The 21975-nt window shown below is 68.0% G+C and carries 22 protein-coding genes and 1 tRNA gene; 11 read left to right on the top strand and 12 right to left on the bottom strand.

Annotated elements, in window-relative coordinates; translation table 11 throughout:
- Positions 1–106: 106 nt before the first annotated feature.
- From J2W78_RS13370 to J2W78_RS13360, 3 genes are all read right to left on the bottom strand, one after another.
- A complete protein-coding gene (locus tag J2W78_RS13370) occupies positions 107–1873 on the bottom strand; it encodes an ABC transporter ATP-binding protein (RefSeq protein ID WP_253371176.1) in 1767 nt (588 codons plus the stop codon).
- Positions 1874–2078: 205 nt separating this feature from the next.
- Entirely contained in the window at positions 2079–3434 is a 1356-nt protein-coding gene (locus J2W78_RS13365) for an MFS transporter (RefSeq protein ID WP_253371175.1), read from the bottom strand.
- Positions 3431–4087, bottom strand: coding sequence for a PRC-barrel domain-containing protein (locus J2W78_RS13360; RefSeq protein WP_253371174.1), 657 nt, complete (start codon positions 4085–4087; stop codon positions 3431–3433). Before J2W78_RS13360 ends, J2W78_RS13365 begins: the two co-directional genes overlap by 4 nt.
- A gap of 313 nt (positions 4088–4400) precedes the next feature.
- Between J2W78_RS13360 and J2W78_RS13355 the strand changes: the two genes are divergently transcribed.
- A complete protein-coding gene (locus J2W78_RS13355) occupies positions 4401–4775 on the top strand; it encodes a hypothetical protein (protein ID WP_253371173.1) in 375 nt (124 codons plus the stop codon).
- A gap of 79 nt (positions 4776–4854) precedes the next feature.
- Here the strand turns inward: J2W78_RS13355 and J2W78_RS13350 are convergent, their stop codons facing one another.
- On the bottom strand, positions 4855–5295 hold the full coding sequence (locus tag J2W78_RS13350; RefSeq protein ID WP_253371172.1) for a PRC-barrel domain-containing protein: 441 nt from the start codon (positions 5293–5295) through the stop codon (positions 4855–4857).
- Positions 5296–5618: 323 nt separating this feature from the next.
- On the opposite strand from J2W78_RS13350, the gene J2W78_RS13345 reads away from it, so the two are divergent.
- Positions 5619–5951, top strand: a complete 333-nt coding sequence (locus J2W78_RS13345) for an SWIB/MDM2 domain-containing protein (RefSeq protein ID WP_253371171.1) — start codon at positions 5619–5621, stop codon at positions 5949–5951.
- Between the two features lie 88 nt (positions 5952–6039).
- Here the strand turns inward: J2W78_RS13345 and J2W78_RS13340 are convergent, their stop codons facing one another.
- Positions 6040–6831 carry an SDR family NAD(P)-dependent oxidoreductase gene (locus J2W78_RS13340; RefSeq protein WP_253371170.1) on the bottom strand — a complete coding sequence of 264 codons (792 nt, stop codon included), beginning with the start codon at positions 6829–6831 and terminating at the stop codon, positions 6040–6042.
- An 82-nt stretch (positions 6832–6913) separates the two neighbouring features.
- The gene (locus tag J2W78_RS13335; protein WP_253371169.1) at positions 6914–8293 is read right to left on the bottom strand and encodes an MFS transporter; all 1380 of its coding nucleotides are present in this window, start codon (positions 8291–8293) and stop codon (positions 6914–6916) included.
- Between the two features lie 185 nt (positions 8294–8478).
- Between J2W78_RS13335 and J2W78_RS13330 the strand changes: the two genes are divergently transcribed.
- A complete protein-coding gene (locus tag J2W78_RS13330; protein WP_301288578.1) occupies positions 8479–9498 on the top strand; it encodes an alpha/beta hydrolase in 1020 nt (339 codons plus the stop codon).
- A gap of 81 nt (positions 9499–9579) precedes the next feature.
- Positions 9580–10449, top strand: a complete 870-nt coding sequence (locus J2W78_RS13325) for an NAD(P)-dependent oxidoreductase (protein WP_253371168.1) — start codon at positions 9580–9582, stop codon at positions 10447–10449.
- Positions 10450–10499: 50 nt separating this feature from the next.
- Here J2W78_RS13325 and J2W78_RS13320 read toward each other — a convergent pair whose 3' ends face one another.
- Complete coding sequence (locus J2W78_RS13320; protein WP_253371167.1) at positions 10500–11207, bottom strand: glutathione binding-like protein; 708 nt, start codon at positions 11205–11207, stop codon at positions 10500–10502.
- 170 nt (positions 11208–11377) lie between these two features.
- On the opposite strand from J2W78_RS13320, the gene J2W78_RS13315 reads away from it, so the two are divergent.
- From J2W78_RS13315 to J2W78_RS13305, 3 genes are all read left to right on the top strand, one after another.
- On the top strand, positions 11378–11593 hold the full coding sequence (locus J2W78_RS13315) for a hypothetical protein (protein ID WP_253371166.1): 216 nt from the start codon (positions 11378–11380) through the stop codon (positions 11591–11593).
- Positions 11594–11644: 51 nt separating this feature from the next.
- Positions 11645–11721, top strand: a tRNA-Pro gene (locus J2W78_RS13310).
- 27 nt (positions 11722–11748) lie between these two features.
- Complete coding sequence (locus J2W78_RS13305) at positions 11749–12060, top strand: ETC complex I subunit (RefSeq protein WP_253371163.1); 312 nt, start codon at positions 11749–11751, stop codon at positions 12058–12060.
- Between the two features lie 60 nt (positions 12061–12120).
- Here J2W78_RS13305 and J2W78_RS13300 read toward each other — a convergent pair whose 3' ends face one another.
- The 3 genes from J2W78_RS13300 to J2W78_RS13290 all read right to left on the bottom strand — a co-directional run bounded on the left by J2W78_RS13300 (position 12121) and on the right by J2W78_RS13290 (position 14639).
- Positions 12121–12582 (bottom strand): nucleoside deaminase, encoded by a 462-nt coding sequence (locus J2W78_RS13300; protein ID WP_253371162.1) that lies wholly within the window; start codon positions 12580–12582, stop codon positions 12121–12123.
- Positions 12583–12595: 13 nt separating this feature from the next.
- Positions 12596–13660, bottom strand: a complete 1065-nt coding sequence (locus J2W78_RS13295) for a spore photoproduct lyase family protein (RefSeq protein WP_253371160.1) — start codon at positions 13658–13660, stop codon at positions 12596–12598.
- Between the two features lie 178 nt (positions 13661–13838).
- A complete protein-coding gene (locus J2W78_RS13290) occupies positions 13839–14639 on the bottom strand; it encodes an SHOCT domain-containing protein (protein ID WP_253371158.1) in 801 nt (266 codons plus the stop codon).
- Positions 14640–14866: 227 nt separating this feature from the next.
- On the opposite strand from J2W78_RS13290, the gene glgX reads away from it, so the two are divergent.
- The 3 genes from glgX (at position 14867) to J2W78_RS13275 (ending at position 19259) form a co-directional block, all read left to right on the top strand.
- The gene (gene glgX, locus J2W78_RS13285) at positions 14867–17137 is read left to right on the top strand and encodes a glycogen debranching protein GlgX (protein WP_253371156.1); all 2271 of its coding nucleotides are present in this window, start codon (positions 14867–14869) and stop codon (positions 17135–17137) included.
- A gap of 172 nt (positions 17138–17309) precedes the next feature.
- Positions 17310–18914, top strand: a complete 1605-nt coding sequence (locus tag J2W78_RS13280; RefSeq protein WP_253371154.1) for a hybrid sensor histidine kinase/response regulator — start codon at positions 17310–17312, stop codon at positions 18912–18914.
- Between the two features lie 27 nt (positions 18915–18941).
- On the top strand, positions 18942–19259 hold the full coding sequence (locus tag J2W78_RS13275) for a plasmid stabilization protein (protein WP_253371152.1): 318 nt from the start codon (positions 18942–18944) through the stop codon (positions 19257–19259).
- Positions 19260–19310: 51 nt separating this feature from the next.
- On the opposite strand, the gene J2W78_RS13270 is transcribed toward J2W78_RS13275, so the two are convergent.
- Positions 19311–20525: an NADP-dependent isocitrate dehydrogenase gene (locus tag J2W78_RS13270; protein WP_253371150.1), complete on the bottom strand. Its 1215-nt coding sequence runs from the start codon at positions 20523–20525 to the stop codon at positions 19311–19313.
- A gap of 144 nt (positions 20526–20669) precedes the next feature.
- Positions 20670–21182, bottom strand: coding sequence for a hypothetical protein (locus tag J2W78_RS13265; RefSeq protein WP_253371148.1), 513 nt, complete (start codon positions 21180–21182; stop codon positions 20670–20672).
- Between the two features lie 183 nt (positions 21183–21365).
- On the opposite strand from J2W78_RS13265, the gene J2W78_RS13260 reads away from it, so the two are divergent.
- Positions 21366–21914, top strand: coding sequence for a formaldehyde-activating enzyme (locus J2W78_RS13260; RefSeq protein WP_133090371.1), 549 nt, complete (start codon positions 21366–21368; stop codon positions 21912–21914).
- Positions 21915–21975: the final 61 nt, after the last annotated feature.

Here is a 21975-nt window from a genome sequence, read left to right as displayed (position 1 = left end):
AAGGCCGGGCGGTGAGGGATCCGCCCGGCCTCATGACAGCTATGTCGATCCACCGGCCGGTTTTTGCACCCCTCCCGCCCGACGAGCAGAGATGCAGCCGCTGATGTCAGGCCGCGGCGAGCGACATCGACATCGATTCCTTCTTCATCAGCTCGCGGTAGAAACCGTCGAGATGGGTCAGCTTCTCCGGCGAGCCGTCCTGCACGATGCGCCCGCCCTCCAGCACGACAATCCGATCGAAGTCCTTCAGCGTCGAGAGCCGGTGGGCGATGGCGATCACCGTGCGGCCCTTCATCAGGTTGGCGAGCGCTGCACGGATCGCCTCCTCGGATTCCGCGTCGAGAGCCGATGTCGCCTCGTCGAGGAGCAGGATCGGCGAGTCCTTCAGGATGGCGCGGGCGATGGCGATGCGCTGGCGCTGGCCGCCGGAGAGCTTCACGCCACGGTCGCCGACGATGGTGTCGAAGCCTTCCGGCAGGGACTGGATGAAGTCGGTGCAGTGGGCCGCTTCCGCCGCCTTCCACACCTCCTCGTCGGTCGCGTCGGGCCGGCCGTAGCGGATGTTCTCGCGCAAGGACCGGTGGAACATCGACACGTCCTGCGGCACCACCGTGATCGCCTCGCGCAAGCTCTCCTGCGTGACGCGGTTGATGTCCTGACCGTTGATGAGGATGCGCCCGCCCTGCACCTCGTAGAAGCGCTGGATCAGTGAGAACAGGGTCGACTTGCCGCCACCCGACTTGCCGACCAGCCCCACCGTTTGCCCCGCCGGAATCAGCAGGTCGAAATCGGAGAAGACGGTGCGCCCGTCGGGATAGCTGAAGGCGACGTGGTCGAAATGCATCTCGGCGCCGGTCTGGCCGATGAGCTTCTCCGCCTCCGGATGATCGACCAGTTCGTGCGGCTGGAGCAGGGTGTGCAGCGCCTCCGACAGGCGGGCCGTGTGCTGGGTCGCGTCCACAAGCGCGACCGCGAGGTCGCGGGTGGCGGCGAGGATGCGGATGCCCAGCGTGCAGACGAGCACGACCTGACCGGTGGTGGCCTGACCGGCCTCCCACATCTTGATCGACCAGTAGAGTAGGCCGAGGATCGAGATCACGGTCAGGATGGCGTGGGTGATGCGCAGCTTCTCGAGGTAGAGGAGCGAGGAGCGGCGCGCCCGCATCTCGGAGCCGATGGTGCCGTCGAAGCGCACGAACTCGCGGTTGAACGCGGAGAAGGCGCGTACCAGCGGCATGTTGCCGACGAGATCGACCATCTCGCCATCGACGCTCGCGGCCTTGGCGGCGAAGTCGTGGTGCAGCGGCTTGCCGGCGGAGGCCATCTTGAACATCAGCAGCACGACCGCGGCGAAGATGCCAGCGAGCACGAGTGCCATCGTGAGGTTCACGGTGCCGATGTAGATGATCGAGAGCACGGCCGCGACGCAGGGCGGCATCACGTTGAACGTGAACATGTTCTCGACGGTGAAAATCGCGTTCGACGTCGCGGTGATGCGCGAGGCCAGCGTACCGGGCTGGCGGTCGGCGAAGAAGGACGGGGCATGGCCCGTCATATGGCGGAAGAGATCCCGGCGGATGTCGCCGGTCACGCCGACGAAGGTGAAAGCCCCAACCAGCGCCGCGACGCGCCAGAGCAGGTTGTCGGCGGCGATGAAGCCGATCAGCACCGCCAGAGCCGTCCAGACCTGCCCCGCGCTCGGTCCCTTGCCGAGGGCATCGACCACGCCCTTCAGCGCGTAATCGGTCGAGACCGAGAAGGACACTGCACCGAGCACCGAGAAGAGAATCACGAGATGCGGGACGATCCGGCGCCTGAGATAGCGCCCGACGAAGGCCCCCGGTCTGTTGGCGTATTGGCAGAGATCTTCCATCGCGATCGTCAGTCCCGATTCGATCAGACCCGCTGGGCGCCGATTGTGGCTGGAGGGCGCACAGGGCACCCGTTAACCGCAACGCGAAGCGTCGCCTTATGTTTCAAGCAAGCGCGGCTTTCCGCCGGGTACCTCGGCGAAGCTGAACCGCGCTTAAGCGGATGTGCGGCGAAAAAGTGATTCCAACCCCGTCGGCCGGCGCAGGTCAAGACGGGTCGTGCCCCTCGTCCCCGTTCCTGCGCCGGGTCTCCGGCATGATCAGGAGGACGAGGGCGAGGCCGGCGGCACCGACGATGGCGAGGCCCAGGAACGCGGTGCGGCTGCCGAGTTCGTCGGCCATGAAGCCGGCGAGCGCCGTGGAGAGGGCAGCGCCGATGCCCATGCCGGTCCCGACCGCCCCGAGTGCGGTGTTGAACCGGCCGGTGCCGCGGGTGACGTCGGAGACGATCAGCGGGACCATGACGCCGAGGACGGAGGCCGAGATGCCGTCGAAGACCTGGATCGCCACCATCCAGTACGGGTCGCTGACGAAGGCGAAGAGCAGGCCGCGGACGGGCAGGGCCGCAAAACCGATCACGAGAAGCGGCTTTCGCCCCCAGCTTTGGGCGAGGCGCCCGACGAAGGGGGCGGTGAGCGCGAGCACCGCCTGCGGAACCATGATGCAGGCGGCCACCAGGGCCGTGGCGGTCTCGCTGGCACGCAGGGTCATGACGCTGCCGACCAGTGGCAGCATCGCGGCGTTGGCCAGGAAGAACAGCACCATGCAGGCGGCAAAGCAGAGGAGCGCCCGGTTCTTCAGAAGCGCCGAGACGCCGCCGGCCTCCCGCGGTTCCGGCGCCTGGGCGGCGGGCCGGGGCCTGCCCGCTTCCACGGCGCGTCCCGACGGGATGAACGACAGCGACACCAGGGCCGGGATCACCAGCACGCCCGCGAGATAGAACACCGCGTTGTTCGAGAGGTAATAGCCGATGGCGCCCATGCCGGCGGCGCCCAGCGCGTTGCCGACCGCCGAGAAGCTTGCGTTGCGCCCCAGCCGCTCGCCGGCCCGTGCATGGCCGACGAGGCCGATGGAGATCGCGGCAATGGCAGGGGTCAGCACGCAGCTCGCCGCCGAGTGGATCGCCATAGCGAGCATCACGACGAGATAGGTCGGGAACGCGGCCAGCATCACGGCGCTCGCGCCGACCCAGAAGGCCGAGAAGCCGGCGGCGAAGCGCTTCGAGCGGGAGGCATCGACGAAGGCGCCGCCCGGCATCTGCCCGAGCAGGCTGACGAGGCTGCCCACGGTGAGCGCGAGACCGATATCCGACTGCGTCCACTTCTGCTGGGTGAAGTAGACAGCCAGGAAGGGCCCGAACCCCGTCTGCAGGTTGGCGATGAAGAACGTGAATGCGTCGAGGCCGTAGGTCGCCCGGCGCGACGGATCGGCGGGACCGGGCGTGCTCGGTCGGCTCGCGCGCCGCGCCGGACGGGAGCCGCCGCGCTCGCGAAGGTCGGTGCGATGGATGTCGCGCTCGCGCGCCGGATAGGCGCGCCGTTCCGTCACCGGGCTTGCCGTCATTTGTCCGGCGTCTTCTCCTGTGGCCGGTCCGGGGCCTTTTCGGACGGAGCGACAGGCTTCTCGGCGGCGGAGGCGTCACCTTCCGGCGAGACGGCGCCGGTGCTCGCGGCGCCCGGGCTGGCGGCCCCGAGCACGACGATCGGGTCGCCGGACTTGTATTCGGGCGAGACGCGGACCTGATTGCGGTTGAGCTGGAGCGTGAGGCGCCCGACCTTGCCCTCGGTGGTGAACTTCAGGACGCGCCAATCCACCGCGATCTTGCGAGAGCCGACTCCGAGAAAGCCGCCGAAATCGATCACCGCGGCGCGGGGACGTCCGTCGCGGTCGATGATGACGTCGATGATCCGGCCGAGATCGTCGCCGTTCATGGCGCGGACGCTCTTACCAAGCAGGCTCTCGTAATCCTGGGTGTCGAGCACCACTGCCGGGGTGCCGCCCCCCTGCGACGGTGTCACGGCACCGTTCGGCGTGGCCACGACGGGGGCGGCGGGCGCCGGTGTCGGTGCCGTCGTCGGCGCGACGGCCGGGGGCGTGGAGCCTGCTGGGGGAGGCGAGATCTCGCCGGGAGCGCCCGAGGAGCCGTCCGCGGCCATGGCCGCCGTGGCGAGGAGGGCGATCGCCGGTGTCACGATCGGCCGGATCAGTCTGAGCACCCGTACTACCTCTCGACAGTCTGAAAGATCCGCATGCCGGCCTCGACGAGCCGACGCCCCCCGGATGTAATGGGGCGGGCGGACGCATCGTCCATGCCCGGCAACCACGGCGAAGTTGTGGATGCGGCAGAAAAGCCGTCTAGATCGCCCCGCCGCAACTGGGCGGACACGCGCACCGGCCGTCTGGTTTTCGCCAAAACCCTGGCTTAGAGGGGTGCGGGAAATCTTAACGCTACCGCCCCTTGGCCGGGTCACCGGCTAGGCTCTTACACGAGCCGAGGGCCGGGGGCGGCCGTTACGAGGACAAGACTTCATGTTCGACCCGTCGAGACTCTGCGCCGCGGCCCTTCTTGCAGCGGCCCTGGGCGGCTGCCAGGCGCTCGGCGGCGGCGGCGGCGTGATGCCGGAAACCGATCTCGGTCCGCCGCCTTCCGCCCGCGGCACGCTGCCCGGCCGCCCCCTGCGCAGCGCCCAGACCGACGACGACGGTCGTCCGCTCGCCGCCGCCCCGACCCGCACTCTGGAGCTGCCGAAGAACATCCGCGGCGAAACCCGCACCGCCGATGACGGCCCGCGCCGCATCCGCAGGGAGGAGATCGACGGCGAGACCACGTCGCGGACGAGTTCCGGCGGCCTCTCGCCCCAGATGGGATCGGCCGGCAGCGTCGGCCTCGGCGGCAAGTTCTAAAAAGATCTCACGAAACGCACCATCGCCGCCCGGCCCCTCTGCGGGCGCGGCGGAACGACCGGCGTTTCGCGAGGTCCACTCAGGCGGTCGGCGCCTTGCGGCCGCCCCAGTGATCGTTGAGGCGCCCTCCGAAACGGGGATCGTCGAACGGATTTTCGCCGGGCCCCTGGGTCGGCGCGCCTTCGAGATCGGCGGGGTCGATATCGACGACGTATCCGCCGAGTTCGACCGAATAGGTCAGGGCGTTCCACGGCAGGGGATGGTGCGTTTCGCCGAAGCCGAGAAAGCCGCCGAAGGACAGGACGGCATACGCGACCTGTCCCGACACCTTGTCGACCATGAAATTGTGAACGCTGCCGAGGTGGCGCCCGGTGCTGTCATAGACCGGGGTGCCCTCGACCTTGTCCGAGGCGATCAAGCGGGGGGTCTCGTCGGTCGCGACCCCTTCGCCCGACGTCGGGTCCAGTTCCAGCGTTCCCAGCTTTCGAAGGGCCCGCTCTTCGGGCAGATCCGTCGGCATCCACGTCTCCAGCATGTTCCCGAAGGGCCCCCGGCAGGCCCGCGATCCGGGTGTGTAGCGTGAATGCGAGGTGGCCAGCACGGTTCCCGCCCGGGCGGGAGTCGGACGGCGGGATCACCGGAACCCCGCCGCGGTCGGCGCGAAAAAATCCCTCGGACAGTGGATTGGCCTGCGGAAAGGTCCGCTGATCTGTGGATGGACACCGCGGCGGCGCTGATCTCCACTTGGAACGGGCGCGGCACCGCTTAGTTGTTGCTCCTCAGTGCCCCGATGCCTCTCGGCCTCGTGTCACGAATCGCCGGTCCGCAGGACGGAGGGAAACCATGGCTACCAAGACGACGGAGAAGAAGGCGGCTGCGCCCAAGAGTGCCCCGAAGAAGGAGACCGCCACGAAGGCCGCCTCCGGCACCAAGCCCAACGCGCTTCAGCAGCCCCTGAAGCCGTCTCCCGAACTCGCCGCCATTGTCGGCGACAATCCCCTGCCGCGCGGCGAAGTCGTCAGCAAGGTGTGGGAGCACATCAAAAAGCACAATCTCCAGAACCCGGAGAACAAGCGCGAGATTCTCGCCGACGAGAAGCTCAAAAAGATCTTCGGCAAGGACAAGTGCTCGATGTTCGAGATGAACAAGCACCTCGCCGCACACCTGAAGTCCTGATTTGAAGGAACCGTTCGCGGGCCGTCCCTCGGAGTACGGCGCCGGTCAGTCCGGCCCGTACGTCCGGTGGGCTCGGGAGCGGTGAGCTTCAGGCGATGCCGCGCAGCACGCCGCCATCGACCCGCAGGGCCGCCCCCGTGGTGGCGCTCGCGGCGGGCGTGCACAGATAGGCGACCATGTTCGCCACCTCCTCCGGCTGCGCGAGGCGCTTCAGGAGCGAGGTCGGGCGGTTCTCAGCGATGAAGGCGCGGCCTTTGGCCTCCAGATCGCCGTCGCCCCCTCCCATCGATTCGAGAAAATCCGCGACGCCCTCGGTCATGGTCGGGCCGGGAAGTACGCTGTTGACGGTGACGCCGCTGCCGCCCACCGTCTCGGCAAGACCGCGGGAGACAGCGAGCTGCGCCGTCTTCGTCACGCCGTAATGGACCATCTCGGGCGGGATGTTGACGCCCGACTCGCTGGCGATGAAGACGATCCGTCCCCAGCCGCGCTCGACCATGCCGGGCCCGTAGGCCCGCGCGAGGCGGATGCCGCTCATCACGTTCACCTCGAAGAAGCGGCGCCACTCGGCATCGGCGATTTCGAAGAACGGCTTCGGCTCGAAGATGCCGGCATTGTTGACCAGGATGTCGACCCGCGGCAGGGCGGCGAGGAGTTCGCCCGTCCCCTCCTCGGTGCCCACATCGCCGATGCCGGCGATGAATTCGCCTTCGGGCACCTCGCCGCGCAGACGCGTGATGGCCGCCTCCACCCGCTCGCCGGTGCGGCCGTTGACGGCGACATAGGCGCCGAGCCGGGCCAGTTCGCGGGCCACCGCGTAGCCGATGCCGCCGGTGGAGCCGGTGACGAGGGCGCTGCGCCCCTTCAGGTCGATGTCCATCCTCCGCCTCCGTTGGCCGTGATCGTCCCTGTCGTGACGTCAACGCACGAGCCGGAGCTTGGTGCTGAACGGAGATGCGGGATCAAGGCCCCGTCCGCCGCAGGCCGCTCGCCAGGGCGCCTGCCAGCGCCAGGGTGACGGCGCACCACAGGGTGACGGCGAAGGCGCCCGCCGGACCACCGGGGACGAGGCCGAACAGCACGGCGACCAGTGCCGCGCCGAGGGACTGGCCGACGAGCCGGGCGCTCGCCTGCATGCCGCTGGCGCCACCGCTGCGCTCCCGCGGTGCGCTGGTGATGATGACCTTGTTGTTGGGCGACTGGAACAGCCCGAAACCGATCCCCGACAGCGTCAGCCGCCAGACGATGTCGAAGGTCGTCGGCGCCTCCGGCAGAAGCGCCAGCGCCGCCATCCCGGCGGCGAGCAGGACGAGGCCGAGGCTTCCGAGCAGTCCCGGCGGGAAGCGGTCGGCGAGCCGGCCGGCAAAGGGCGACATCGCCGCGATGGCGAGCGGCCACGGCGTCATCAGGAAGCCGGTTCGAGTCTCCGAGAAGCCGAGGGCGTCGTGGAAGTAGAAGGGCAGGGCGACGTAGGCGACCATCTGCGCCGCGAAGGAGCAGACCGAGGCCACCATCGACAGGGCGAAGGCCGGAATCCGTAGGAGGTCGAGCGGCAGCAGCGGCTCCGCGAGCCGGATCTGGCTGCGCACGAAGACGATGCCGACCACGACCGCGGCGGCGATTGCGGCCACGGCGAGCCCGCGGGTCTCCGGATCGGCCAGAGCATCGAGACCGACGATCAGCAGCCCGACGGTGAGGGCGTTGAGACTCGCGCTCCATAGGTCGAAGCGCCGGGCGGAGCGGGGGGTTCGCGGCAGCGTGCGCGCTCCGACCGCCAGCGCGACGAGCCCGACCGGCAGGTTGACGAGAAACAGCCAGGGCCAGGCCGCGACCGAGAGGATCGCGGCGGCAACCGTCGGCCCGGCGGCGGAGGCCACCGCCACGATGAGCGCGACGTTGCCGACGCCGCGCCCGATCAGCCGGGTCGGATAGATGAACCGCACCAGAGCGATGTTGACGCTCATGATCCCGGCCGCGCCCAGCCCTTGGGCGACCCGCGCAGCGGTGAGGCTTGCAAGGTTCGGCGAGACCGCGCAGGCGAGCGAGGCGACGGTGAAGACGGCAAGACCGCCAAGATAAACCCGGCGGTAGCCCCAGATCTCGCCGAGCGTGGCGAGCGGCAGCAAGGCGGCAGTGACCGCGATCTGGTAGGCACTGACGACGAAGATTGCCTCGGAGGCCGGCACATCGAGGTCCCGCGCGATCACCGGCAGGGCGACGTTGACGATCGCTCCGTCGAGCACCGCCATGGAAATGGCGAGCGCCATGGCGCAGAGCGCCAGGAGCCGCTCCCTCGGCGGAAGGCCGTCGCCGGCCCTATCTCCGGCCTTCGGCGCCGTCACCGTCGATCATCCGGTGCTTGCAGGCGGGCGATCCGCCCTATCTGTCTCTCACCGGAGGCTGCGCCGTTCGCGCGCCCCCGGAAACCGCGCCAGAGCCGATGCGCGCGTTTTGTGTCTGCATCGTCCGGTTTCGAAAGCCGGCGACCACCTTTCGGGACGATGCTCGAGCCGGAGACGAAGTGTCCATGCGTGCCCACCCGATCCTCGCACCTTGCCTCGCGTTATGTCTCGCGCTGACGCCGTTGCTGGCGCCCGCAGCCCATGCCGAGGAGCCGTCGCCGCTTGGCATCGGCCTCGAAGGCTTCGCCTATCCGTTTCCGGTGCGCTTCCTGCCGCTGAGCCGCGACGGCGACGCGCAGCGCCTCGCCTACATGGATGTGCCGGCCGCCGACAACGCCAACGGACGCACGGTGCTGCTGCTCCACGGGCGCAACTTCCCGTCGAGCTACTGGGAACCGGTGATCCGCAACCTGTCGAATGCCGGTTACCGCGTCGTGGTCCCCGATCAGCTCGGCTTCGGCAAGTCCTCCAAACCGGTCGGCGCCTTCACTTTCGACCGGATGGCCGCCGACACCCTGGCGCTCGCCGACAGCCTGAAGATCCAGCGGTTCGACATCGTGGCGCATTCCATGGGCGGCATGCTCGCGGTGCGGATGGCCCGCAATTATCCGCAGCGGGTCAACAGCCTCGTGCTGGAAGCGCCGATCGGCCTGGAGGATTATCGCTTCACCGTCCCGCCGGTCTCCGACGAGACCCTGATGGCCCGCGAGGCCGACCTGACGGCGGAGACCTACCGCAAGCAGCTGATGACGAGCTACGCGCTGTCGCTTCCCGCCTCGGCCATCGAGCCGTTCGTGTCGATCCGCGAACGGGTGAAGGGTTCGGGCGAGTATCCCCGCTGGCTCAAGTCGTTCGTGAACTCCTACCAGATGATCTGGGGCCAGCCGGTCGTCCACGAGATCCCGCTCGTGAAGGCGCCGACCCTGTTCATCATGGGCGCGAACGACCACAACGCCCCCGGCAAGGGCTTCGCGCCGACGGAGGTGCGCTCCAGCATGGGCGACAACACGGGCCACGCCCGCGCGCTCGCCGGCCGGATGCCGAACGGAAAAGCCGAGGTCCTCAACAATGTCGGCCACCTCGTCCACATGGAGGCGACCGACATGTTCAACACGCTGACGCTGGAATTCCTCAACACGCACTGATCGCTCGACCGTTCGCGACCCATCGCCCGCCGGGGCGTCCCCCCCGGACGGCGACGTGGCAGCAAATCCGGAGTTTCAAATATGGATGTCGGTTTCATCGGGCTCGGCCGCATGGGCCGGGTCATGGCGGCACGGCTCGTCGCGGCGGGCCACCGGGTGCGGGTGTGGAACCGTTCGCCGGACGCGGCGAGGGCGATCGAGGGCGCCGAGCCCGTGGGAAGCGCCGCGGAGGCCTTCGCGGGCGACGCGGCGATCACCATGCTCGCCGACGACGCGGCCCTGCGCGCCGTCACCATCGAGGGCGGGCTGCTCGATTCCGGGCAGCGGCCCGGCATCCATGTCGGAATGTCCACGATCTCGGTGGCGCTCGCCAGGGAACTGGCGGCGGTCCACGGACGCGCGGGCGTGGCTTACGTTTCCGCACCGGTCTTCGGCCGGCCGGACGCGGCGGAGAAGGGGGCGCTGAACATCATCGCCGCAGGGGATGATGCGGCGATCGGGCGGGTGCAGCCGCTTTTCGACGCCATGGGCAGCAAGACCTGGCGCTTCGGCACGGAGCCGGAGAAGGCCAATGCCGTCAAGCTCGCCGGCAACTTCATGCTGGTCTCGGCCATCGAGGCGATGGGCGAGGCGGCCGCGTTCGCGGAGGGGCACGGCATCGCCGGGGCCGACGTGCTGGAGATGCTCACGAGTACGCTGTTCGCCTCGCCGGTCTACAAGAATTACGGCGCGATGATCATGGAGGGGCGCTACGAGCCGCCGGGCTTCACCATGCGGCTCGGCCTCAAGGATGTCCGCCTCGCTTTGGCTGCGGGCGAGGCGGTCAACGTGCCGATGCCGTTCGCCAGCGTGCTGCGCGACAACCTCCTCGACGCCATCGCCCACGGCGACGGCGACAAGGATTTTGCCGGACTCGCCACGGTGGCCGCCCGGCGCAGCGGGCGGTCGTGACTCTCACGAGAGACCCGCCGCGGTGGGTCTCGCGTGAGGCACTGTCGGCTTCAGCGCTTGGTGTTCGTCGCGGTCTGGCCGAACATCACGCGCTTGGCGTCCTCGCTCATCGGCTGACCGTGGTTCGGGTTGACCTCGGCCGCGCGGGCATAGGCGGCCTTGGTGGCGGGTCGCTCCCTGATCGCCTCGAACCAGCGCTTCAGATGGGGGTGGTCGTCGAGGCGCTGGCCCTGCTTCTCCCACGGCACGATCCAGGGGTAGGCCGCCATGTCGGCGATGGTGTAATCGGCGCCCGCAACGAATTCGCGGTCGGCGAGCCGCCGGTCGAGAACGCCGTAGAGCCGGTTCGTCTCCTTGACGTAGCGGTCGATGGCGTAGGGGATCTTCTCCGGCGCGTATTGCGAGAAGTGGTGATTCTGGCCGAGCATCGGCCCGAGGCCGCCCATCTGCCAGAACAGCCATTGCAGGGTCTCCGCCCGGCCGCGCAGGTCGGCGGGGAGGAAGCGTCCGGTCTTTTCCGCGAGATAGAGCAGGATCGCGCCCGACTCGAACAGCGAGACCGGCGCACCGCCCTCGGCCGGCTCGTGATCGACGATGGCCGGCATGCGGTTGTTCGGGGCGATCTTCAGGAAGGCCGGCTCGAACTGCGCGCCGTTGCCGATGTCCGCCGGGTGGATCGTGTAGGGGAGGCCGGCCTCCTCCAGGAACATCGTCACCTTGTGGCCGTTCGGGGTCGGCCAGTAATGCAAGTCGATCATCGCGACACCTTGTCTCCGCGCCCGCGAGAGCAGGGGCTCCGGACTGCGGCGAAGTGGGAATGTCGGGGGATCCGATCAAGCCGCGGCCGATCCCTCGCGTTGTGCCGATCGGCTGAGGACGTCCTTTACCTTTTCCGTGCTGAGCTGCCGGCACGCGGGGAGGGCGGTTCATGGTCTCGGCAATCTCGACGAGTTCGGCGGGCCTGAGCGCGGCCATGCAACGCTTCGATGGGGCAGCATCGCGCATCGCCTCACCGCAATCCGCCGCCGAGCCGGTCACGGCCGTCACGGAGCTGGCTTCGGCCTCGCTTGGTGTTTCCATCAACACCGCCGTGCTGAAATCCTCGATCGAGAGCGAGAAACGCGTCCTCGACATTCTGGTGTGACGAGCGGCGCCTTGCCGGCCGGGGGCCGAGGGGGTATCTCCCTCACAGCGTCGGGGTGTAGCGCAGTCTGGTAGCGCATCTGCTTTGGGAGCAGAGGGTCGTAGGTTCGAATCCTATCGCCCCGACCATACCTTCCCCGGAGACGTCGCCGTCCGATGCCGAGCGCCCGCATCTACCGTCCCGCCAAGGATCCCACGCAGTCCGGGCTCGCCCGCACCAAGCAGTGGGTGCTGGAGTTCGACCAGACCGAACCGCGCGAGACCGACCCGCTGATGGGCTGGACCGGCTCCGCCGACATGCTGCAGCAGGTGCGGCTCGAATTCGACACCTCGGACGAGGCGGTGGCCTACGCCAAGGCTTCGGGCATCGCCTATCGCGTCGAGGAGACGCCGCCGCCGATCGCGCGCAAGGGCCTCTCCTACTCCGACAACTTCAAGTTCAACCGCACGGCACCCTGGACGCACTGAGCGCCGCTCACGATACGCCCGCCGCAGCGGGCGTTTCGCGAGGCATTCTGAACCCCGTATTCAGCGTCCCTTCCGCTCCGCCCAGGCGCGGTAGGGGTTCGGTTCGTCGGCGAGCGGGTGATGGCGCACCTGCATCGGCTGCTCTTCCAGCGGCCGGCACAACTCGGCATAGATCCCGGCACTGAGCATGCCCTCAGCTTCCGCCTCCTCGGCGGTGAAGGCAAAGTAACCCTGCTTGACCCCAGCCAGGCGCATCGCCGCATGGCACATCGGGCAGGGCCGCCCGCTGGCGTAGACGATGCAATCGTCGAGCTTGGGCCGGCCGAGCCGCTGGCTCGCCTCCCGCAGGGCCACCATCTCGGCATGATCGGTCGGATCGTTGGTGCGGTGGATGCGGTTGGCCACGCGTGCCACGACCTCGCCCTCCCGCACGATCACCGCACCATAGGGGCGGCCACCCTCGGCGACGTTGGCGAGCGCGAGTCTGGTCGCCTCGCGCAGATAGCTCTCGTGATCCGGCATTCGTTTCCTTCCTTCAGAACGCGTAGCGCACCCGGCAATAGGGCATCCGCTCGGCGAGCAGCGCCTTGAACCGGGCGAGCCACTTTCCCTTCCAGCCGGTCCGGTAGCGCAGATTTTCGCCGCCGCCCTCCGAGCGCTTGGCCTCCTGGATGTCCGGCCGCCAGAGCAGATCCTCGGCCTTGGGGTGCCAGCCGAGATTGACCGCGTGCAGCCCGGCATTGTGCGTCAGCATGATGATCTCGCAGGCGAGCTGGCCCTTGGCCGCGTCCGAGATCATCCCGTCGATCTCGTCGAACAGGGCCGCCCAATCCGCCTCCCAGCCCTCGTAGAGGATCACGGGCGAGAAATTGACGTGGACCTCGTAGCCGGCCCGCAGAAAGTCGTCGATCGCGGCGATCCGCTCGGGGATCGGGGCGGTGCGCACATCGACGACCCGCGCGATCCGCGCCGGCATCAGCGAGAAGCGGATGCGGGTGCGGCCTCGCGGATCGTAGGCGAGGAGATCGCGGTTCACGGCCTTCGTCGCGAACGAGCCCTTGGCGTTGGGAATTGCGCGGAATTGCGCGACGAGATCGCGGACGTTGTCGCAGATCATCGCGTCGGCCGAGAGGTCGCCGTTCTCGCCGAGATCGTAGACCCAGGCCTCTGGGTCGATCTGATCGGGCTTCGGCAGCGGGCCTTGCTTGGCTGCATGTCGGGTGATCGCCGCGCAGACCGCATCGACGTTCACGAACAGCGAGATCGGGTTAGAAAACCCCTTGCGGCGCGGCACGTAGCAGTAGGCGCAGGCCATCGCGCAGCCGTTCGAGGTCGAGGGCGCGATGAAGTGGGCGGAACGGCCGTTGGGCCGCATCGCGAGCCCCTTCTTGACGCCGAGCACCAGCGTCGATCGCTTGATCCGCACCCAGTCCTCGACCGAGCCGGCATTGCCGTGCAGTTCCGGGATGTTCCAGTGTGACGGGACCTCGATCCGCTCTGCGTTCGGATAGCGGGCCAGGATCTCACGCCCGCGCGGATAGTCGGCGACCGCCGGCTCGTGGAAGATGCGGTCGATGTCGATGAGGTCGCGCGGGGCCATGGCCTGAATCTAGGGCGAGAGCGGCCTTCCGGCGGGGCCTGCGGCGACAGGCCGTCGTGTCATCCCAAATTCGGTTGATCCCTTCGGGATGGCGAATTTCAGCTTCGGCGGGATCCCACCTCAGTCGCCGCGCGGACTTGCTGATCCGGTCCCCGCTTGGATCGAGCGGATAACCGAATCAGAGCCGCGCCAGCAGCTCCGCCTTCTTGGCGGAGAACTCCCCTTCGGTCAGCACGCCTTTCTTGTGCAGATCGGCCAGCCGTTCGAGGATCGAGAGGATGTCGGCCGGGCCTGCACCCGTGGGGGCACCGGAGGGGGCGGCGTTCGGCCGGCTGGCGGCCGGCACCGACGGAACCGGGCTGGCCACGGGGGCGACCGATGACGACGCGAACGCGGCAGCGCTCGCATCCGCCGACGGTCTGGGCGCCGACGGCGCCGCCGCCGCATCCCGCTCGACCGGCGTCAGATCTTCCAGCATGAAGCTCCCCTGCGGCCCGCTGAAACGCAGCGAGGAGGTGCCGCCCTGCTGCTGGCTCGCTCCGGTCACGAGGCGGTCCCCGGTGTCGTAGAGGGTGAGCCGCCCGTCGGTCTCGATGGCGAGGCGCCGCCGCTCGGGGAAGAAGGCGTACCGCGTCGCGTTCTGTGCGCCCGCGCTCGACGGCAGCCCCAGTTCGTCCGGCCACCAATTGCCCGAAGCCGCTTCCTCGCGGAAGCCGGAGAGCGGCAGGGCTGCGGCGAGTTCGGTGCACAGGGCATCGACCTGCGCCTTCAGGGCATGGTCGTTCATGCGCCCGACCATCACCATGCCGCCACGCGACCACTGGCCGAAGCCGCCGAGATCGGGGTGATCGAACTGGGCCATGTTGCCCTGTCCCGCCTGGAGCGCGCGCAGCAGATGGCGTACCGCCTCCAGGCTGACGCCGTGCCGCTCAGCCAGCGCTTGAAGCCCGGCGGGCCGATGCTCGGGGTCTTCGATCATGGGCGATGGTCCCCCCTCGAACCTGTCCGTGTCGATCGATGAGGGGTCTTGCAACGCGAGCCCCCACCGTGAGTTTCGTCCAAGGCCTACCACATCCGCAGCGGCGCGCAGCGGATCGGGAAAAATTTGCTGCGTCGCGTCAGACGACACGGAGCTTCGCCGTTCCGTGCACGTTCAGAGTCCGGCTGGACCCGCGGGGACCGCCATAAGTGAGAATGGGACGATCGATGGCCGATACCGACAGGACTGCGACGCCGAGGCCGCGCACATCGCGCACGCGTATCCGCGAAGGCTCGCCGCATCCCCGCGGTGCGACCTGGGATGGCCGCGGCGTGAACTTCGCGCTGTTCTCGGCCCATGCCACGAAGGTCGAGCTGTGCCTGTTCGACGATGCCGGCGAGAACGAGATCGAGCGCATTGAGCTGCCCGAGTACACCGACGAGGTCTGGCACGGCTATCTGCCGGATGCGCGGCCCGGAACGATCTACGGCTACCGCGTCCACGGCCCCTACGAGCCCGAGGCCGGCCACCGCTTCAACCCGAACAAGCTCCTCATCGACCCCTATGCCAAGGGTCTGGTCGGCACGATCCAGTGGAACCCGGCCCTGTTCGGCTACAAGATGGAGACGGGCGACGACCTCACCTTCGATGAGCGCGATTCGGCCCCCTACACCCGCCGCTCCCGTGTGATCGACCCGGCCTTCACCTGGGGCCGGGACGTGAAGCCCCGCGTGCCGTGGGAGCGCACGATCATCTACGAGACCCACGTCAAGGGCTTCACCAAGCTGCACCCGGCCGTGCCCGAGAAGCTGCGCGGCACCTATGCCGGCCTCGGCAACCCGGCGGTGCTCGACTACATCAAGAGCCTGGGCATCACCTCGGTCGAGCTGCTGCCGGTGCATTCCTTCGTGCAGGACGACTACCTGCAGCAGAAGGACCTCATCAATTACTGGGGCTACAACACCATCTCGTTCTTCACCCCCGCCCGGCGCTATGCGGCCGTGCCGGATTTTGCCTTCTCCGAGTTCAAGGAGATGGTGGCGCGCATGCACGGCGCCGGCCTCGAGGTGATCCTCGACGTAGTCTACAACCACACGGCCGAGGGCAACGAGAAGGGCCCGACCCTGTCGTTCAAGGGCGTCGACAACGCCTCCTACTACCGGCTGCTGCCGAACCAGCCGCGCTACTACATCAACGACACCGGCACCGGGAACACCTTCAACCTCTCGCATCCCCGCGTGCTGCAGCTCGTCACGGACTCGCTCCGTTATTGGGCGACCGAGATGCGGGTCGATGGCTTCCGCTTCGATCTGGCGACGATTCTCGGCCGCGAACCCTACGGCTTCGACGAAGGCGGCGGCTTCCTCGACACCTGCCGCCAGGATCCGGTGCTCAACGACGTCAAGCTCATCGCCGAGCCGTGGGATTGCGGCCCCGGCGGCTATCAGGTCGGCGGCTTCCCGCCGGGCTGGGCCGAGTGGAACGACCGGTTCCGCGACGACGTGCGCGGCTATTGGAAGGGCGATGCCGGGCTGCTGCCGGGGCTCGCCTCGCGCATCACCGCCTCGGCCGACAAGTTCAACAAGCGCGGGCGCCGGCCCTGGGCTTCGGTGAACTTCATCACAGCCCATGACGGCTTCACGCTGAACGATACGGTCTCGTACAACGAGAAGCACAACGAGGCGAACGAGGAGGGCAACCGCGACGGGCACGGCCACAACCTCTCCTACAATTACGGTGTCGAGGGCCCGACCGACGATCCCGAGATCCGCTCGGTGCGCCTGCGCCAGATGCGCAACATGCTGGCCACCCTGTTCCTGTCGAAGGGCACGCCGATGCTGCTCGCCGGCGACGAGTTCGCCCGCACGCAGAAGGGCAACAACAACGCCTATTGCCAGGACAACGAGGTGAGCTGGGTCGATTGGGGCGCCATCGGCGAGGAGGAGCGGGATCTGGCCGAGTTCACGCAGCGCCTGATTCTGCTGCGCAACGCCCTGCCGATGCTGTCGCGCGGTCGCTTCGTCACGGGCGCCTATGACGAGGAGTTCGGCGTCAAGGACGTGACTTGGCTCACGCCGACCGGCACCGAGATGAGCCCGGAGAACTGGAACGACGGCAACTCGCGGACGCTGGCCGTGCTGCTCGACGGGCGCGCCCAGGCGAGCGGCATCCACAAGCGCGGCGGCGATGCCACGCTGCTCTTGTTCTACAACGCCTATCACGACGTGGTGGACTTTACCTTCCCCGAGGCGCCGGGCGGCACCTCTTGGACGCGGCTGCTCGATACCAACCTGCCCGACAGCCAGGAGGTGGAAAGCTTCGCGGTCGGCGAGAGCTACTCGGTCACGGGCCGCTCGATGCTGATGTTCGTCCTCAAACCCGTCGAGAACGAGGACGAGGAGCACAGCGACATGGAGCGCTCCTACCAGTACGTGATGCAGGCCTTCGAGCGGGCGAATGTCGAGAGCGTGAGCTTCGGCATCGACGAGGAGGCCTGACGGTGCGGGCGAGGGGCCGCTCGCCACAAGCGGCCCCTGCCGATTTCGATGGGCTCCGGAGCCTCTGCGCTCCGGAGCCTCTTTCCTTCCCGCAGCCTTATCTTACGCTCTGCCTCGCGGATGCGCCGGCCGTGCCGGCAGCCTCCCGAGACTTGTCACGCCGCGGGTTTGCATGACCGACAACATCCCCGAAAAACGACCCCACGGCGCCCATCCCAGTGTCGAGGCAGGTCCGGAAGGCCGCGAATTCGAGTCCGGCAGCGGCATCTTCTTCGCCGCCGTCGCAATGACGCGCATGCCGATGGTGGTGGTCGATCCGAACCGGGACGACCACCCGATCGTGTTCGTCAACCAAGCCTTCCTCGAAATGACCGGCTACGCGCGGGACGAGGTGATCGGCCGCAACTGCCGCTTCCTCCAAGGCCCCGAGACCGATCCGGCGACGCGGGCGCAGGTGCGCGAGGCCGTCGCGGCGCGGCGCGACATGGCCACCGAGATCCTCAACTACCGCAAGGATGGCTCGAGCTTCTGGAACGCGCTGTTCGTGAGCCCGGTTTACAACGCCGCCGGGGACCTCCTGTACTTCTTCGGCTCGCAGCTCGACATCACCCGCCGCCGGATGGCGGAGGAATCGCTGCATCAAGCCCAGAAGATGGAGGCGATCGGCCAGCTCACCGGCGGCATCGCCCACGACTTCAACAACCTGCTCCAGGTGATCCTGGGCTACGCCGATTCGCTGGCGACCAACCTGGATCGGCAGGACGCCGACAGGGGCCGCATGGGGCGCGCGGTCGGCAATATCCGCGAGGCGGCCGAGCGGGCCTCGACCCTGACGCAGCAACTGCTCGCCTTTGCCCGCAAGCAGCGCCTCGACGGCCGCACCCTCAACCTCAACGACCTCGTCGCCGAGATGAAGGAGCTGGCCGGGCGCACGCTCGGCGACGCGGTGACGATCGAGACCGATCTCGCCCTCGACCTCTGGCCGTGCCGGATCGACCGGACTCAAGCCGAGGTCGCCCTGCTCAACGTGCTCATCAACGCCCGCGACGCGATGCCGGAGGGCGGGCGCGTCACCATCACGACCCGCAATGCGGAATCCGGCCGGCCGGACGGTTCGGGCCGGCTCGTGAGCGTCGCGGTGACCGATACGGGCGCCGGCATCCCCTCGGACATGCTGGCACGGGTGATGGACCCGTTCTTCACCACCAAGGAGGAGGGGAAAGGCACGGGGCTCGGCCTTTCGATGGTCTACGGTTTCGCCAAACAATCCGGCGGCTTCGCGCAGATCGAGTCGGTGATGGGGGAGGGGACGACCGTGCGTCTCGCGTTCCCGGCGAGCGACGAGGCCAGTGCGCCGGAGAGCACGGCACCGGCGGCCGTTGTCGAGGAGCGGCCGGGCACGGAAACGATCCTGATCGTGGACGACCGCGCCGACGTCGCCGAACTCGCCCGGGCGATCCTGCGCGATTACGGCTACGGCACGCTGATGGCCCGCCACGGCCGCGAGGCCCTAGAGATCCTGAACGACCACCCGGAGATCGACCTGCTGTTCTCCGACCTGATCATGCCCGGCGGCATGGACGGCCTGACGCTCGCCCGCGAGGCGCGCCGCCGCCACCCCGATCTGAAAATCCTGCTCACCACCGGCTATGCCGAAGCCAGCCTGGAGCGAACCGGGATCGAGCGTCCGGAGTTCGACATCCTGAACAAGCCGTACCGCCGGGCCGAGCTGATCCGGAGAGTGCGGGCGGCCATCGACGCGCCGGGCCAGAGCTGACCGGCGCGGGCAGATCGGGAGAGCACCATGGCTCAGGGCGACAAGTCGAAATACACCGACAAACAAGTCCGCAAGGCGGAGCACATCGCCGAATCCTACGAGTCCCGCGGCGTGCCGGAAAAGGAAGCGGAAGCCCGCGCCTGGGCGACCGTCAACAAGGACGACGGCGGCGGCAAGAAGCCCGGCGGCTTGGGCCGCGGCAAGGCGACCGACCATCCCGCCGCGCACAAGGGCGGCCGCAGCGGCGGCACCGCCTCGGCTTCGCGCACGAAGGAGCAGCGCTCCGCCTCGGCCAAGAAGGCAGCCGAGACGCGCAAGCGGAATGCGGCGAAGAAGGCCGGCTGAGATTTCTCAACCCTCCCCCCTCGGTGGGGGGAGGGCGGTGAGGCTGGGGCCTCAGACGGCCATCGCCGTCTTCAGGTTCTCGTCGACCTTGTCGAGGAAGCCGTCGGTGGTGAGCCACTTCTGGTCCGGGCCGACGAGGAGGGCGAGATCCTTCGTCATGTGACCGGCCTCGACCGTATCGACGCAGACCTTCTCAAGGGTCGCGGCGAACTTTGCGAGATCGCCGTTGTCATCGAGCTTGGCCCGGTGCGACAGGCCGCGGGTCCAGGCGAAGATCGAGGCGATCGAGTTGGTCGAGGTCGCCTTGCCCTTCTGGTGCTCGCGGTAGTGGCGCGTCACGGTGCCGTGGGCGGCCTCTGCCTCGACGGTCTGGCCGTCCGGCGTCATCAGCACCGAGGTCATCAGGCCGAGCGAGCCGAAGCCCTGCGCCGCCGTGTCCGACTGCACGTCGCCGTCGTAGTTCTTGCAGGCCCAGACGTAGCCACCCGACCACTTCAGGCACGAGGCCACCATGTCGTCGATCAGGCGGTGCTCGTAGACGAGGCCGAGCGACTGGAACTTCGACTTGAACTCCTCGTCGAACACCTTTTGGAACAGATCCTTGAAGCGGCCGTCATAGACCTTGAGGATGGTGTTCTTGGTGGACAGGTAGACCGGGTATTTGCGGGCCAAGCCATAGTTGAACGAGGCCCGGGCGAAATCGATGATCGACTGGTCGAGGTTGTACATCGACATCGCGACGCCGGCGTCGGGGAACTTGAACACTTCCTTCTCGATGACGGTGCCGTCGTCACCCTCGAACTTGATCGTCAGGCGGCCCTTACCCGGCACCTTGAAGTCGGTGGCGCGGTACTGGTCGCCGTAGGCGTGGCGGCCGATGACGAAGGGCTGGGTCCAGCCGGGCACGAGGCGCGGGACGTTGGAGCAGATGATCGGCTCGCGGAAGATGACGCCGCCGAGGATGTTGCGGATCGTGCCGTTGGGCGAACGCCACATCTCCTTGAGCTTGAACTCTTCAACGCGGGCCTCGTCCGGCGTGATCGTGGCGCATTTCACGCCCACGCCGTGGCGCTTGATCGCCTCGGCCGCATCGACCGTCACCTGATCGTTCGTCGCGTCGCGGTGCTCGACGCCGAGATCGTAATAGTCGAGATCGAGATCGAGGTAGGGGTGGATGAGCTTGTTCTTGATCTCCGCCCAGATGATCCGGGTCATCTCGTCGCCGTCGAGCTCGACGACCGGATTGGCCACCTTGATCTTCGCCATGTCGGTCCCTCAGTTGCCCGGTGCCGCGCGCCCGGCCGGCTGCCCTTCGCGCGTCTCTCCGGAACCCTGTCGCCGCCCCTATAACGCAGCGCAGCAAGGCGACAAAGCCGGGCTCGAAGTGCCGGTTTCGGATGCGCGAAACTGTTACCCGCCCCTGCGGAACGGCAGCAGGCCGCGCAGGCGAAATCCGAGCCAGATCAGGATGGCGAGGGCGATCAGGTTCAGCGCGAGGGTGAAATCCTCCCGCGGAGCCAGCGAGAGGGCGTAGCCGCCCTTGCGCGCTGCATCGAACTGCCACCCGAGCACGAGCCCGCCCTCGGCAGGCGCGCGAAGAAAGACGTCGGCGAGCAGCCAGCCGCTCGCCGAGATACGGACGGTGAGCCCTGCGCTCACGAACCAGATCACCTGAGCGAGCTGCACCGGTACGGAGAGGGTGTAGCCCCAGCGTCGGTCCTGCCACAGCGCCACTCCCGCGACCACGCTCGCCGCCAGCACGAGACCGATGAACAGCACACCGGGCAGCAGCGTGAGCGGCACCGCGGCACCGGTCTGCATCAGGTCGTGCAGGAAGGCCCAGAGGCCGACGAGGCCGCCCTGGATCTCAATCAGCGCCACGACGGTGCGCAGGCCGTCGCGGTCGTTTCCAGTCTCCGTCATGGGAGGCGGGCATAAACGACGCGCCGTGCCGCGGCCACCCGGCGCGGTCACCGGCCAAAGCGAGTGTCGCTCCCGCGCAAGAGCGCACGCCACGGCCGCGCTAAGCGGCCTGGACAAACCCGGCCGGCGCTGCGACGACCCGCGGCGTCAAGACAAACGGCCGATCACGAGGAAGGACACACCATGAGCGACCGCATCATCCTGCGCGCCGGCGAGGCCCTCGTCGCGGGCGGCCCGCCCAACACCGCGTCCGAACCCGAGGTCATCATCGGCGAGCTCGACGGGCCGGTCGGCACCGCGCTCGCCACCCTCACCGGCGATCAGGTCGTCGGCCATAGCCGCGTCTTCGCGCTCCTGAACACCGATATCATGGTCCGCCCGGTGACGCTGTGCGTCTCCAAGGTGAGCGTGACCGAGAACAAATACACCTCGATCCTGATGGGCACGGTCCAGTATGCCATCGCCAACGGCGTGCTCGATGCGGTGCGGGCCGGCTACATCCCCAAGGAGAAGGCCAACGACCTCGGCATCATCTGCTCGGTCTGGCTCAGCCCCGGCGTGATCCAGGACGAGAACATCGACCACAAGGCGTTGTTCGAGATCCAGCGCAAGGGCATGACCGAGGCGATCCGCAAGGCCATGACCAACGAGCCCTCGATCGACTGGCTCCTCGAGAACCAGGATAAGATCGTGCACAAGTACTACCAGATGGGCCTCGACGGTAAGATCTGAGAATTTTGGAACGCGCGTCGGTGGCCTTGCCATCGGCGCGCATTCCTTTGCGTCACACCCG

Source organism: Methylorubrum extorquens (assembly GCF_024169925.1).
Taxonomy (GTDB): Bacteria; Pseudomonadota; Alphaproteobacteria; order Rhizobiales; family Beijerinckiaceae; genus Methylobacterium; species Methylobacterium extorquens_A.
This window is presented reverse-complemented; position numbering and strand designations above follow the sequence as displayed.

Bases quoted from the DNA above. Each gene is read 5' to 3' on its own strand.
- J2W78_RS13370 (WP_253371176.1), bottom strand. From the start codon at position 1,873: ATGGAAGATCTCTGCCAATACGCCAACAGACCGGGGGCCTTCGTCGGG.
- J2W78_RS13365 (WP_253371175.1), bottom strand. From the start codon at position 3,434: ATGACGGCAAGCCCGGTGACGGAACGGCGCGCCTATCCGGCGCGCGAG.
- J2W78_RS13355 (WP_253371173.1), top strand. From the start codon at position 4,401: ATGTTCGACCCGTCGAGACTCTGCGCCGCGGCCCTTCTTGCAGCGGCC.
- J2W78_RS13350 (WP_253371172.1), bottom strand. From the start codon at position 5,295: ATGCCGACGGATCTGCCCGAAGAGCGGGCCCTTCGAAAGCTGGGAACG.
- J2W78_RS13345 (WP_253371171.1), top strand. From the start codon at position 5,619: ATGGCTACCAAGACGACGGAGAAGAAGGCGGCTGCGCCCAAGAGTGCC.
- J2W78_RS13340 (WP_253371170.1), bottom strand. From the start codon at position 6,831: ATGGACATCGACCTGAAGGGGCGCAGCGCCCTCGTCACCGGCTCCACC.
- J2W78_RS13330 (WP_301288578.1), top strand. From the start codon at position 8,479: ATGCGTGCCCACCCGATCCTCGCACCTTGCCTCGCGTTATGTCTCGCG.
- J2W78_RS13325 (WP_253371168.1), top strand. From the start codon at position 9,580: ATGGATGTCGGTTTCATCGGGCTCGGCCGCATGGGCCGGGTCATGGCG.
- J2W78_RS13320 (WP_253371167.1), bottom strand. From the start codon at position 11,207: ATGATCGACTTGCATTACTGGCCGACCCCGAACGGCCACAAGGTGACG.
- J2W78_RS13315 (WP_253371166.1), top strand. From the start codon at position 11,378: ATGGTCTCGGCAATCTCGACGAGTTCGGCGGGCCTGAGCGCGGCCATG.
- J2W78_RS13305 (WP_253371163.1), top strand. From the start codon at position 11,749: ATGCCGAGCGCCCGCATCTACCGTCCCGCCAAGGATCCCACGCAGTCC.
- J2W78_RS13300 (WP_253371162.1), bottom strand. From the start codon at position 12,582: ATGCCGGATCACGAGAGCTATCTGCGCGAGGCGACCAGACTCGCGCTC.
- J2W78_RS13295 (WP_253371160.1), bottom strand. From the start codon at position 13,660: ATGGCCCCGCGCGACCTCATCGACATCGACCGCATCTTCCACGAGCCG.
- J2W78_RS13290 (WP_253371158.1), bottom strand. From the start codon at position 14,639: ATGATCGAAGACCCCGAGCATCGGCCCGCCGGGCTTCAAGCGCTGGCT.
- glgX (WP_253371156.1), top strand. From the start codon at position 14,867: ATGGCCGATACCGACAGGACTGCGACGCCGAGGCCGCGCACATCGCGC.
- J2W78_RS13280 (WP_253371154.1), top strand. From the start codon at position 17,310: ATGACCGACAACATCCCCGAAAAACGACCCCACGGCGCCCATCCCAGT.
- J2W78_RS13275 (WP_253371152.1), top strand. From the start codon at position 18,942: ATGGCTCAGGGCGACAAGTCGAAATACACCGACAAACAAGTCCGCAAG.
- J2W78_RS13270 (WP_253371150.1), bottom strand. From the start codon at position 20,525: ATGGCGAAGATCAAGGTGGCCAATCCGGTCGTCGAGCTCGACGGCGAC.
- J2W78_RS13265 (WP_253371148.1), bottom strand. From the start codon at position 21,182: ATGACGGAGACTGGAAACGACCGCGACGGCCTGCGCACCGTCGTGGCG.
- J2W78_RS13260 (WP_133090371.1), top strand. From the start codon at position 21,366: ATGAGCGACCGCATCATCCTGCGCGCCGGCGAGGCCCTCGTCGCGGGC.